The sequence below is a fragment of the Alteromonas sp. S005 genome (genome assembly GCF_036864475.1).
In the GTDB taxonomy this organism is placed as follows: Bacteria; Pseudomonadota; Gammaproteobacteria; order Enterobacterales; family Alteromonadaceae; genus Alteromonas.
This window is the reverse complement of record NZ_JAZETN010000001.1, coordinates 19,541-31,842: the sequence shown is the minus strand read 5'-3', so window position 1 is coordinate 31,842 and position 12,302 is coordinate 19,541. Positions and strand designations below refer to the sequence as shown.

Here is a 12,302-nt window from a genome sequence, read left to right as displayed (position 1 = left end):
TACCTACGCTTACTGACTGTTTAGAAGCTTCGATAAACCACACTTACGTTTTTGGGTAATACTGTGTTTGCTGGGACATAACCAACGGCACCTTCGTGGTTACTTACGTAATTTATCATTTCCTCTAGATTATCGTATTCAACTGGCCGAGTTTGACGCCCACTAAAGCGCATTTGCGCCCAATAAGATTGAATGCGAGATTCGGGTAAAGCGATAACTTTTGCGTTAAAAATTGAGCGTATTCTATTACCCGGGCTCATAGCAACAGGCTCTAACTCGTAAGTAGTTGTTCCACTTTTCATGTAGAGATTGCGTATTTCAGCTTTTGTGAGCGAAAAGCCTTGGTTATCAACGTTAGCAACGACCCACACACCTTCGTTTGCAGCAGCTATTCGAATGCTTAACAAAAAGAGAAAAAAGACCGTATATCTTCGCATTAAAATATCCACTCTACTGCCACTTGATACAGGGTCGCGTTTCTATCGAAGTTGTCGTTTTTTACCTCATAGAATGATGTTCTGCCCTCTTCCCCATCTAGCAAAGATAACTCTGCCTTAAGTGCAATGTTCGTCTTCACATCCCATCTAGCGCCAAAGGTCCACGTATCTAGGTCATCTGTAGGAAAAAAGTTATTTAACTGCTCTACAGCGAAATATAGTTGGTCGAGTTCAGGCGATACACCTACAGGAATAACATTATCAATGGTATTGAGTGATTGCCTAGATGAAGCATAAGTTAAGTGTAAAAGAACTTCATCAAGGTAGTAGCCATATGAAACATAGAAACTTTCCAAATTAGCAAGTACATCGATATCAGAAGTGACCTTCATCCATTCGCCGCTTACATACCAGTTAAGCGTGTCATAGCTGACTCCTAGTAAAAAAGATCCTGCACGATCATTGATATCAAACTTTTCCGCTATGGCGTCAAACCCAGCAGCTCTGAGTCCCTGTACGAGGGGCGCAATTTCGTCGATAGTTGTTTCAACTTTAGGCGCATTAACAGTGGCAGCTCTTAGCTGCAAACCACCATAGTTGACTTCAATAACGCCACCGAACAAGTTATCTACTTCAACATCTACATTGATACCGCTTGAAACTAGCTCATCCTCATACGCTCCATAGTAAGCCTCAAAATCCACTACAACATCGCCAAACGACCTTCTCAACCTTGCATTGCCGCCTTCATACTGAGAGAACAAGTAGCTACTATAGAGTTGCTGTGGTGCATTTATCCATGGGTAAGCAAACCCTACATCGATAACATCAGAGTACTTTAAAAAAGGGGTGCGCAACCGACCAACGTTAATTTGAAAATTTTCACTGGGTGAATAGGTCAAATACAGCCACTCTATCCCTGACTCTCTATCGTCGTCAGAATGTAAAAGAAGTTGAGCCGATCCGGAGAACGATGATGAGTAAGTATAATCAGCCTGCATGGCTATGAGGGATTTTTCAGAAAAGCTTATGCTGTCATCATACCCTTCATAGGTTGCTTTTTTGGTATCAAGTTGGCCTGCAACCGCCCTTGCAAAACCTGAAAACTCAAGTTCATCTGCACGGCTGTCGGCAGCAAACAAAAATACGGCGGCAGCAATGGTGAAATGCAACGCTATCAATTTGATCATAGTCACTTTTTCATTCGGGTTGTATAAAGCTAGCGCAACTATGCTGTATGCGCGAAGCAACTTCATTAATGATAGCTCGATAAAGCTATAACACCAATTAATATGCAGAAAAATCAAAAAGCTGGCGAGTGTGCCAGCTTTCTAAGAAATGAAAGTTAGGAAGGTGACGTGTTCGTTAAACTTGCGAACATGCCTCTGTGATGAGGTTCCACTGTTTATCTGCTACCCATTGAGGTTTCGCCACCCAAGTGCCGCCTGCTGCAAATACATTACCTAGTGACAGATAGTCGTTAAAATTATCTGGCGACACGCCACCTGTTGGGCAGAACTTTGTATCTTTGAATAAACCACCTACCGCTTTCAGGAAAGACGCACCACCTGACAACGATGCTGGAAACAGCTTCATTTCTCTGAATCCGTGTTCCCGTGCTAACACGATATCTGATACATTCGACACACCTGGAAGTACAGGTAAACCTGAGTCTACTAGCATAGTCAGCAAGCGCTCTGTTACCGCAGGCGTCACGATAAAGTCTGCTCCTGCATTTATAGCGGCATCTAAAGATGCTTTATCGATTACGGTACCAGCGCTAACAATCATCTCTGGCAATGCCTCTTTGATAGCGGTTATGCATTTAGCTGAATTCTCTGAACGCAACACAACTTCAACAGTGCTAAGGCCCGCTGCTGACATTGCTTTAGCAATGGCCACACCGTCTTCTACATTATCGGCTTGAATGATTGGGAGCAGGGTTTGACCGCCCATAATGTCTGATATTTTTCTCATGGTTTGTCTCTTCGTAATACGAGGGGCGGATGCCCTTATAAGTTCGATGTAGTGTTTTATTTTGTATTCGAATACTTCGCTTTTACTTACTTAAGCGAATGATGTTGCTAGGTCGGCATAGGCCGTTTTATCTACGATGGCGCCAGGATGCTGAATTACAAAACCTGCACATTTAGCGGCTTTGTTTACGCAGTCTTCAGGGCTCTCGCCCGTTAGGTAAGCGCCTAGAAAAACACCGTTAAAAGCATCGCCAGCAGATGTAGTGTCAACAACGTTAGTGACAGGGGTTAGCCCTACTTCTGAAACTTCTCCCTTTTCGTCAACTAATGTCACAGCGCTGCTGCCATTTTTAATGACGAGTTGCTTAAATGAGAAAGGCGCTAAAAAGTTTGTGATCTCTTCCACCGTTTCAAACCCATACAAGAAGTTAAAGTCTTCTACCCCAGGTAGCGCGATGTCTGCAATTTCAAACGCTTTTTCGTACAGTGCAGTGGCATCATTTCTACCTTTCCACAGAGCTGGACGGTGATTCATATCAAAAACAATTTTGGTCCCACTTTCTTTGAGCGTTGCAAGTAAACGCCAAAACTTCGGTAAGTCTTCAGTATTTAAAATAGCGAGCGAAATACCCGAAAATAACACCAAGTCTAACGCTGTCATCGACGCTTTATCGTCATCGGTAAGCAGGGGCATTAAGCACTTCGCTGCAGAATCATTTCGCCAATATGTAAAAGAGCGCTCGCCTTCTGTATCGGTATAAATTCTATAAAGCCCAATGTGCTTGTCTGGATGGGTGAACAAGAAGCGTGTATTAATTGACTCGCCTTGCGTAAAGTCGAGCATCTCTTTTGATAGCGCATCGCTGCCTACTGCACTGACAAAATAGCTATCTAATTGTGGAAACGTGCGCTTAAGATAAACGGCAGAATTGAAAGTATCGCCAGCAAACCCTTCTTCTAATAAACCGTTCACTTTTTTAAGCTCGGCCATGCACTCACCAATAAAACCAACTCTCATATCATCCACCCTACGAACTCGTAGTCTTTAATTTTTACTGTAATTACTTTTCGTTGCATAAGTTGCGCGCTAGTTTGAGCATCTTTACTCAGGGCGGCGACATTCGTCTTTCGCTTTTAAGAAATCGACAATGTCGATGCCTTTTGTATTTTTAAATGTATTGCCGCTATGCGATGTTTGCGGCTCTCCAACAGTATGTTCAATTTTGACCGGCGCACTTGCGTTGAACTCGTTATTTCGAATCTGTGTTTTTTGTACGCCGTGAAGAAAGATGCTTGCTTTACGCTTGTTTCTTTTACCCAAACCTACATTTGTTAACACGTTCTTAGCTATCGTTACCTTGGGCCCAAAAGTGCTCTCGTCGGTGCCACCGCGATAGATAAGTGCTAGTGCCCCTTGAACATCGCTAAATGTGTTGTTTTCTAAATTCAATACTTCAACGTTGTAGATACCTAAATCATCTTTTTCTTTATTTAACGCCAGTACGTGACCTGAGACAGTGTCAAATTGGCTATTAGTGATAGATAACAAAGTCGCAAAGCTTCGGGCGCCAGCGGAAAAGAAGTGATAGCTATGGTTTACGTCTAGGTCAGTTACTTTCACCTTATCCATAGTGAATCGGTAATTAGTTAACATGCACCACTTTTTAGTGCGGATGAATGTATTTCCAGCCGCATCTGGCGCATCACTACCTGAAAGCGTTACGCCTTCAATTTCCAGTGAACCATTATCACTTATTTCAAAAAGTGCAGAGCGCTGGGGGCGGATTATGACTTTTGCGTTTTCGCTTGCTTTTACAGAGAGAGTTTTAGTTATCTCAACAATTTTTTGCTCGCTGTAGACGCCATCACTAAGTGTTAGAACATCCCCATCTTTCGCTTTCGCGACCGCTCTAAAAAGCGTATTTACACCTGGCTGTACGGTAATTTCACTCCCCGAACTAAACGGCGTTTCGTATTCTTTTTTCTGATACCAGCTTGGCCCAACGTCTGCTTTATTAAGTGGTTTAACACTGTCGTCAGCGCCTACTTTCATCTCATCCAGAAAAATACTGTTCGATGAAGATAGCTGTATATCGCTTCGTTTCGTAAAGCCTTTTTCAATTTGACTTTCTACACTGTAGTTAGCCACATTGTTGGTAAATGCTATACCGCTAATGTCGTCAAAAAAGCTAAATGTAGTAGGTACTGTATTAGAGATAACAAGGTTATTAGAGAAAACACTATCCACAGGTGGCGCTGAACGCTCTTCATCTGCACCAGCGGCCAATTGAATGTGCGATACATCAATAAAAGTATTGTGATGTATATTCGCATTCTTTACTTGATGGTAGCGATTTTGTGGTGAATTAGGCACACCATTCATTACTGTAAAACCACTTCCAAAGCGATAGCCAGTAAGCCCTTCAAACACGTTATTTGCTACTTCTTGATCAGCGTTAATTACGCGTACCCCACCTGTGTTGGGAACGCCATTTCCTAAAAACACATTATTTGTAAGTGTATTGCCGTTTCCATGCCTTAGCGTTAGCGTACCGCGAGATTCAATGAAAGTATTACCGTGTAGAACATTGCCACCTGATTTAACGCTGATAATTTCCACTTCGCCATTACATTGGTCAAATACATTGTTTTCAACTCGAGTGAAAGAGTTTTCCAGCGAATAATGACTGGTACCGATTCTTAAGGTCTCGCCACCATTTGAGCCTAATTCAGGTCTGTAGCCAAAATAGTTTTTGTCTATTTTGTGATAGTTTTCAATACTATCCTTTGTATCTAATCTTACAGCAACCGTTACTCCTCGGTTTCGTTTTCCCGCCAGGTACGAACTATCTAACCGATTGTGCTTTCCATAAAACGCTACCCAGTAATCATTTTCAAACTTGTCTGGCTTTGAATAGTCTTCAATAACGACTTCGGTGACGCGAGTGTGATTGGCAACTTCGTTCTTACTTGTTCTGTAACTAATTACCGAACCTGATGGTGAATAACCGTCTTTAAATACAAGCCCAGATACGATCAAGTGGCTACCAGCAATCGAGAGATTTGACTGCCCAGAGAGAATAACACCACCTTTACTTTCTGCTCTTAGTGTAATTGGCTCTTGTTCACTACCTTGCGCTTTAAACTCAATCTCAAAATCACGGTAATTACCATTTTTCAGTACGATATCGTCGCCAGGAGCAACTTTCGCCAACGCATTGAGGTAGCTTTTCTTAGAGTCAACTACGTAGTCTTCGGCGTATGCCGCGGTATTAAACGCCAATAGAGTAATCACCCCTAATGCTGACTTACAGACATTTGCTACTTTCATACATTCCCCACTTCGCTGGCAAAAACGGTGTTGATATCCACCGTGATAATGCTACTGACATTACTCAAATCGTATAAATCGCACATAAATTGCCAATCTTCTTTTGCAAAAACGCAATTATGCTGTTATTTATTTGTTACTGACCGACTAAGAATCTAACCAATAAAAAGACCAAAAACAACCAATTTATTTTACCAATAAAAACCAAATGTATTACCAATCAGGAAGAATTGTATGTTTACAAAGAGCTTGAGGGCAGAGTGTTCGGGGCTTTGCGCTTTATGCTAATTTCGATATACAATGGTCAGATAGAATAAATTTACCAATTGTCTCTTTTTAGGTAAGCAACAGGCAAACAAGGGCTGTAAATATGAAGACTCGTCGTCTCTTCTGGAGCATAGTTGAAAAACTTGAAGCGCTAATCGATCAAGGAATTTACCCTGAAGGTAGTCGCTTACCCGCAGAAAGGGAACTCGCGGAGACCTATAACGTCAGTCGCCCTACTATCCGCGAAGCCATTATCGCATTGGAAGTACGAGAGCGAGTAGAGGTAAAAACCGGTTCTGGTGTGTATGTGTTGCATCAGAAAAAACAAGGTCAGACAGCCAAACCTATAAGTGCGTTCGAGCTTACTCAGGCGCGTGCGCTTGTGGAAGGTGAAGCTGCCGCACTTGCTGCCGCAACTATCTCAGATGAAGAATTAGAAGCATTAAAGCAAACCTTAGTTGAGATGCAGACCCCTCAAAAAGCCGACGAGGCGGATCAACGCTTCCATCAGATAATTTCTCAAGCGACACGCAATAACGCCATAATGCTTTCGGTTGAAAATTTGTGGGAATTGAGAAGAACTGTTCCCCAAGTTATATCTGCCTATAGTGATGTGTGCTCACAAGGCGAAGAGCAGAGGCTGCAAGAGCACACACTTATCTACGATGCTATTGCTAGCAAAGATACAGCCGGTGCAAGGCGGGCAATGCATCAGCACTTTAATCGCCTTATCAACGCGCTTTTTGATGCGAGCGAAGCAAAAGCATTAGAAGAAATAAAGCGTAAGACTGATGAAACGCGCGGTCTCTACTCAATTGCTCATCTTAGACAGTAGTTGCGGCTACGCACTTTTCTTATTACAAAATAAAACAGGCTTCTTATTTCTAAGAAGCCTGTTTGCTTTGTAGGGTACTCTTGAGAGTAACTGTTTTTATTATTTTTGCTTTAAAGCGCAAAACAAAAACTACGGTTTGCTATTGAGTTTACACTCTTCAACGTGCCGTTCTTCGTATAAGCGCATAGATAAGCTAGTCCACACTCTGCTTAAACAAGCAGCAGAAAACAAATCCATATTACAATTCGGCCTTACCAGATGTCAACCAATTATTATTACCAATATTTGAGCGCTTTAATTTTTTCTATCTAGTCGACAAAAAATCATTCAGTAATAATATTTTCGCTTTGTGCCCTCTTTACTGCCATCCAAATAAAAAACCTTTTATCTCATAGTTATAAACACATCATCTGTCGTTCACTCCATATCTGAAAGATTATTTCGGGCGAAAGCTATCGTGTATTAGCTGTAAAAATCGCCAAAACCTGTATGACCAGTGATAGATAATCAAACGATATATGTTGATTGGATGAAAAAAGCTTTACCCTATCTTTTATTAAAGATAAAAAGCGCGCAAGGATTCCACGCTCTAATAGCAACATCCGCATTTACGTTGTGCGGTAAACAAATGAAGTAGAACATATGAATGTTGATAGTTTAACTCAGCACTTAGAAGAGAAGTTAGCCATAGTCAAAGCATCGGTAATGTCTGATAGCTTCATTATTCAGCTTACAACCATTGTTGTGATTTATTGCTGCGCTTATCTACTTGCTAAACAATTAAAAAAGCCGTTTAAGCTTATGCGAGAAAAGCCACAGAATGGTGCACATACCATGAGTGGCCTTTTGTACAACCTTGGTGAGGCACTGTTTCCGCTTATCACTATTAGCACACTGAAGATTACTACCGTATTAGGTGCACAATTTCAGTTTGATGCATGGCTATTAGAAATAGCTGTTGTCGTCGCATTGATGCTATTTGTAAGCTCATTAATTAAAGGCTTTGTTGAAAACAACACGATAGCGGCCTTCATGCGCTGGGTAGGTCTTCCTATCTTGTTTTTACATCTTATCGGCTTACTTCCGTTAATTACTTCAGCACTAGAGTCCATAGCTATATCTGTAGGCAATGTTGAAGTTTCTGCTTACGGCGTTACTCGAGTACTCCTGTTCGGCGCTTTGTTATTTTGGCTAGGGCGAAGCTCTAATGCTATTGGGCAAGATATCATTAGAAATCAAAAGTCTCTTGATGTGTCTACGAAGGAAGTGTTCGCAAAGCTATTTGAAGTGGCGCTTTTCTGTATTGTGTTTCTTCTATTGCTTAACGTTATGGGGATCAATCTTACAGCGCTAGCTGTGTTCGGCGGGGCTTTGGGTGTGGGCTTGGGTCTGGGGCTTCAATCTATCGCCTCAAACTTTATATCGGGTATTATTATTCTGCTGGACAAATCGTTAACTGTTGGCGATTACGTTGAATTGGAAGACGGACAGAAAGGTATTGTTAGAGAGTTTAAGATGCGCTACGCCGTATTAGAGACTTTTGATGGCAAAGATATTCTGGTACCGAACGAAAAATTTATTAGCTCTTTGCTGATAAACTGGACGCATAAAAATCAAAAGCAGCGTTATCGTATTGATTTTTCAGTTGCCTATAAAACCGATATACGCGCGATGGTAGAAATCATCAAAGAAGCGGTATCCGAGCACCCGCAAGTGATCAGTGGCGACAATATCCCTTTTGAAGAACTACCAGACTGTGAAATAGACAGTTTTGGCGACTCTGGCGTAAACATGTTTGTCGAGTTTTGGATGGAGGGTGTAGACGATGGCAAGAATCGTGTGGGAGGTGATTTGTTGCTTACTGTCTTTGAAACACTACGTGAGCACGATATTGAGATCCCTTTCCCTCAACGCGAAGTTCGGGTTATCAACGAGCAAAGTATTGGTATCCGAAATACCACACCATAGTGTTTAAAGGGATTATTACGGTGTACTCACTATAGCCTTCTCTTCGCGCTGGTTAGAACCTGGCGCGGAGGGTATCCCACTGCCACTCTTGGGCAAACAGACCTAACGTGTGAATGAACTTTTTATAGTCTTCTTTGCCCATTGCCGAGGCTACCGTTTTCAATTGAGATTTCGCTTTTATCGCTTTAACCTGAAGCAACTCTAACCGCTTATCCGCACTTGAATCGAAGTTCTCGCTAATGATGGCATTCGCTTTATCGGTAGCCTCCCATGCGGTGATCACATATCCCACCAGCTTAATGTAAACCCCGACCATTCCTTTTCTTTCGAAAATATTCTCGAACATAGAGCCAGATAACAATTTATGAAAGCTTGCTTCTGTCTCGAAGGCAACGAATGACTCTGCGTTTTTGAGTTCTTCTAACACATTGTGCAGAAGTTTTATGTGAGCGGCAGAATTAATAGCATTGTCATTTAATGCATTAATATCCTCACTTAGCATTTCTAAGTTTACCAAGGTACGTTGAAGGCTAGCCATCGCGATATTTGTCTGTTGAGGCAAAAAGTAAAGATTCAGTGTATCGAAATAAAGAAAGCTTTGCGACGCTCCCAAGGCCATTTTAGCTACATTAACAATTTATAAAGTAACTGTGAGTTCAGCGTAGAAAAAGGGCGCCGAAGCGCCCTTTTAAACTTTGATACTATCGCTAAGAAATTCGCGATAGCAGACTCGCTCTATCTATTTACCTATTTACCTAGGCTGGCATTTAGGTCGTGACGTAAGTCGAAGCGGTCTAGCGTCATCACTTTAGTCCATGCATCCACAAAGTCTTCAACAAAACGTTTCTTCGCATTGTCGTAAGCATAAACTTCGGCTACAGCACGTAACTCGCTGTTTGAACCAAAGATGAGGTCTACAGGTGTACCTGTGTACATAACTTCACCTGTGCTTCTGTTGACGCCTTCATATACCGATGGGTTATCAGTTTTTCTCCACTTAACACCCATATCAAGTAGGGTTACGAAGAAATCGTTATTAAGCGTGCCTACTTTGTCAGTGAATACACCGTGTTTGGCATCACCTACGTTAGCCCCTAGTGAACGTAACCCACCTAATAATACGGTCATTTCAGGTACAGTCAGGTTCAGTTGATCTGCCTTGTCTACCAACATGTCAGTAGGCGAACGATAGCTGGCTTCAGCGTTGTAGTAGTTTCTAAACGCATCAGCTGTCGGCTCTAGCAAAGAGAAAGAGTTAACGTCTGTCTGCTCTTGAGTTGCATCTGTACGACCTGGTACTACAGGTACAGTTACTTCAACACCCGCGTCAGCCGCAGCTTTTTCGATAGCTGCTGCACCACCAATAACAATCAAATCGGCAAGTGACACTTTCTTCTTAGAGAACATGCGCGAGTTGTAGTCTTCCTGTAGCTCTTTAAGCTTAGACACTACAGCTTTTACTGTCTCTGGCTCATTAGCTTCCCAGCTCATTTGCGGCTCTAGGGCAATACGTGCACCATTTGCACCACCACGTAAATCAGAAGCACGGAAACTTGCAGCTGCTGCCCACGCTGTTTTTACTAGCTGCTGAACCGTAAGGCCACTATCCAAGATGTCTGCTTTAAGCTTTTTAACGTCTTTATCAGAGATCATTTTGTAATCAGCTTTAGGCACAGGATCTTGCCAAATAAAGTTTTCTTCTGGGATGTCGTTACCTAGGTAACGTGCCTTTGGCCCCATATCGCGGTGTGTTAGCTTAAACCATGCTTTAGCGAATGCCGTTTGATACTCTTTTGGGTCAGCCAAGAAGCGTTCGGCAATTTTGCGATACTCAGGGTCGTACTTAAGCGCTAAGTCTGCTGTAGTCATTACAGGTGGGTTTTTCTTACCTTCAACGTGTGCATCTGGCACTGATTTGTGAAGCGATTCATCAGTAGGGATCCACTGAATAGCACCGGCTGGACTGCGCGTTTGCTTCCACTCAAAACCAAGTAGGTTTTGAAGGTATAAGCTTGTCCATTTAGTCGGCAACTGTGTCCACGCCCCCTCTAAACCACTGGTGACTGTGTCTTCAGCATTGCCTTTTCCACAGTTATTTTTCCAGCCTAGTCCCTGCTCTTCTAAGCCTGCGCCACCCGGCTCAGCCTCTAAACAATCAGCAGGTTTGTGTGCGCCGTGCATTTTACCGAATGTATGACCACCAGCAATTAGCGCTACAGTCTCTTCATCGTTCATCGCCATGCGTCCAAATGCAGTGCGGATATTTTTCGCAGATCCCATTGGATCAGGCACACCTTTAGGGCCTTCAGGGTTAACGTATATTAGGCCCATGTGCGTAGCCCCCAATGGACGCTGAAGCTTACCGTCGCGCTCTTCACGGTCGCTAGCTAGCATTTCTACTTCCGGACCCCAATACACCATATCAGGTTCCCAATCGTCGGTTCGACCACCGGCGAAGCCATAAGTATCAAAGCCCATGTTTTCCATGCCCACGGTACCGGCAAGGATCATTAAGTCGCCCCAAGATAGACTTTCACCGTATTTTTGTTTAATTGGCCAAAGCAAGCGACGGGCTTTATCTAGGTTGCCGTTGTCAGGCCAGCTGTTTAGTGGGTCAAAACGCATTTGACCGCCATCACCACCACCGCGACCATCTAATGTACGGTAGGTACCTGCGCTGTGCCATGAAAGACGGATAAAGAAAGGGCCATAATTACCAAAGTCTGCAGGCCACCAGTCTTGAGATGTGGTAAGTAGTTCGTTGATGTCTTTTTTTACTTCATCAAGGTCGAGCTTGGCGAAAGCTTCAGCGTAACTAAAATCCTCACCTAGCGGGTTAGAACGGTTGTCGTGATCTCGAAGCGCAGAAAGATCAAGTTGATCAGGCCACCAAAACTGATTCGTCTTCGCTTGGAAAGCTTTAGTCATCCCTGTGCCTTTAGCACCAGCGGGCTTACTGATCTGATCATTAGCAATAGCACCTGATGCGCCTAGCGAAAGCGCCACTAGTGCCGATAACGTAGTTTTTTTGAACCTATTTAAAGTCATGGTCTTTTCCCATCTGAGTTTGTTTTAGTTATCAAGCGATAAGCACTTAAAGTGCAGCCACCTGTTAACATTTTGTTTACCTCATAAGCTGTTAAAAGATAGTCACGCTCTTGCAATATTTACAGTTGATAAAATGAATTCAAGTGATTGGAAAATCCAATTAAAATAAATCCAATAAATTTCAGTAACTTAAGAACCTCTTCTATTGGTAGCGCTATTAGTGATTAAAATATAGTCGAAGTATTTCTAGTCGCAACGCGTATTTATGAATTTCTTTCAGACTCTAGGAAAAATTTTCTTATGGTGTTTGGCAGCGGTTTTTACTACAAACCGAAAATGCCTAAATAACAAACAATTATGCGAACACGTCTGTAAATTTTGCTTTATTTTGAAATGAATACTGAAATTTCTACCATGGCACAACAGTTGAAACAGGAAGT

The 12,302-nt window shown here is 42.5% G+C and carries 9 protein-coding genes; 2 read left to right on the top strand and 7 right to left on the bottom strand.

The window, feature by feature from the left end:
* Positions 1-20: 20 nt before the first annotated feature.
* The 5 genes from V7R55_RS00115 to V7R55_RS00095 form a co-directional block, all read right to left on the bottom strand.
* Positions 21-437 carry a hypothetical protein gene (locus V7R55_RS00115; protein WP_334056318.1) on the bottom strand — a complete coding sequence of 139 codons (417 nt, stop codon included), beginning with the start codon at positions 435-437 and terminating at the stop codon, positions 21-23.
* Positions 437-1,693 (bottom strand): hypothetical protein, encoded by a 1,257-nt coding sequence (locus V7R55_RS00110; protein ID WP_334056317.1) that lies wholly within the window; start codon positions 1,691-1,693, stop codon positions 437-439. The genes V7R55_RS00115 and V7R55_RS00110 overlap by 1 nt, the downstream gene beginning before the upstream one ends.
* 109 nt (positions 1,694-1,802) lie before the next feature.
* A complete protein-coding gene (gene eda, locus V7R55_RS00105; protein ID WP_334056316.1) occupies positions 1,803-2,414 on the bottom strand; it encodes a bifunctional 4-hydroxy-2-oxoglutarate aldolase/2-dehydro-3-deoxy-phosphogluconate aldolase in 612 nt (203 codons plus the stop codon).
* 90 nt (positions 2,415-2,504) lie between these two features.
* Positions 2,505-3,431: a sugar kinase gene (locus tag V7R55_RS00100; protein WP_334056314.1), complete on the bottom strand. Its 927-nt coding sequence runs from the start codon at positions 3,429-3,431 to the stop codon at positions 2,505-2,507.
* 84 nt (positions 3,432-3,515) lie between these two features.
* On the bottom strand, positions 3,516-5,744 hold the full coding sequence (locus V7R55_RS00095; protein ID WP_334056312.1) for a polysaccharide lyase 6 family protein: 2,229 nt from the start codon (positions 5,742-5,744) through the stop codon (positions 3,516-3,518).
* A gap of 370 nt (positions 5,745-6,114) precedes the next feature.
* Here V7R55_RS00095 and V7R55_RS00090 point away from each other — a divergent pair, with 370 nt between their 5' ends.
* Complete coding sequence (locus V7R55_RS00090; RefSeq protein ID WP_334056310.1) at positions 6,115-6,846, top strand: FadR/GntR family transcriptional regulator; 732 nt, start codon at positions 6,115-6,117, stop codon at positions 6,844-6,846.
* A gap of 642 nt (positions 6,847-7,488) precedes the next feature.
* The gene (locus V7R55_RS00085) at positions 7,489-8,814 is read left to right on the top strand and encodes a mechanosensitive ion channel family protein (protein WP_334056308.1); all 1,326 of its coding nucleotides are present in this window, start codon (positions 7,489-7,491) and stop codon (positions 8,812-8,814) included.
* 52 nt (positions 8,815-8,866) lie between these two features.
* On the opposite strand, the gene V7R55_RS00080 is transcribed toward V7R55_RS00085, so the two are convergent.
* Positions 8,867-9,433, bottom strand: a complete 567-nt coding sequence (locus V7R55_RS00080) for a hypothetical protein (protein WP_334056306.1) — start codon at positions 9,431-9,433, stop codon at positions 8,867-8,869.
* A gap of 128 nt (positions 9,434-9,561) precedes the next feature.
* On the bottom strand, positions 9,562-11,862 hold the full coding sequence (katG, locus tag V7R55_RS00075; RefSeq protein WP_334056304.1) for a catalase/peroxidase HPI: 2,301 nt from the start codon (positions 11,860-11,862) through the stop codon (positions 9,562-9,564).
* Positions 11,863-12,302: the final 440 nt, after the last annotated feature.

Excerpts from the sequence above, each read along its gene's own strand:
- V7R55_RS00115 (WP_334056318.1), bottom strand. The coding sequence starts at position 437 with ATGCGAAGATATACGGTCTTTTTTCTCTTTTTGTTAAGCATTCGAATA.
- V7R55_RS00110 (WP_334056317.1), bottom strand. The coding sequence starts at position 1,693 with ATGAAGTTGCTTCGCGCATACAGCATAGTTGCGCTAGCTTTATACAAC.
- eda (WP_334056316.1), bottom strand. The coding sequence starts at position 2,414 with ATGAGAAAAATATCAGACATTATGGGCGGTCAAACCCTGCTCCCAATC.
- V7R55_RS00100 (WP_334056314.1), bottom strand. The coding sequence starts at position 3,431 with ATGAGAGTTGGTTTTATTGGTGAGTGCATGGCCGAGCTTAAAAAAGTG.
- V7R55_RS00095 (WP_334056312.1), bottom strand. The coding sequence starts at position 5,744 with ATGAAAGTAGCAAATGTCTGTAAGTCAGCATTAGGGGTGATTACTCTA.
- V7R55_RS00090 (WP_334056310.1), top strand. The coding sequence starts at position 6,115 with ATGAAGACTCGTCGTCTCTTCTGGAGCATAGTTGAAAAACTTGAAGCG.
- V7R55_RS00085 (WP_334056308.1), top strand. The coding sequence starts at position 7,489 with ATGAATGTTGATAGTTTAACTCAGCACTTAGAAGAGAAGTTAGCCATA.
- V7R55_RS00080 (WP_334056306.1), bottom strand. The coding sequence starts at position 9,433 with ATGGCCTTGGGAGCGTCGCAAAGCTTTCTTTATTTCGATACACTGAAT.
- katG (WP_334056304.1), bottom strand. The coding sequence starts at position 11,862 with ATGACTTTAAATAGGTTCAAAAAAACTACGTTATCGGCACTAGTGGCG.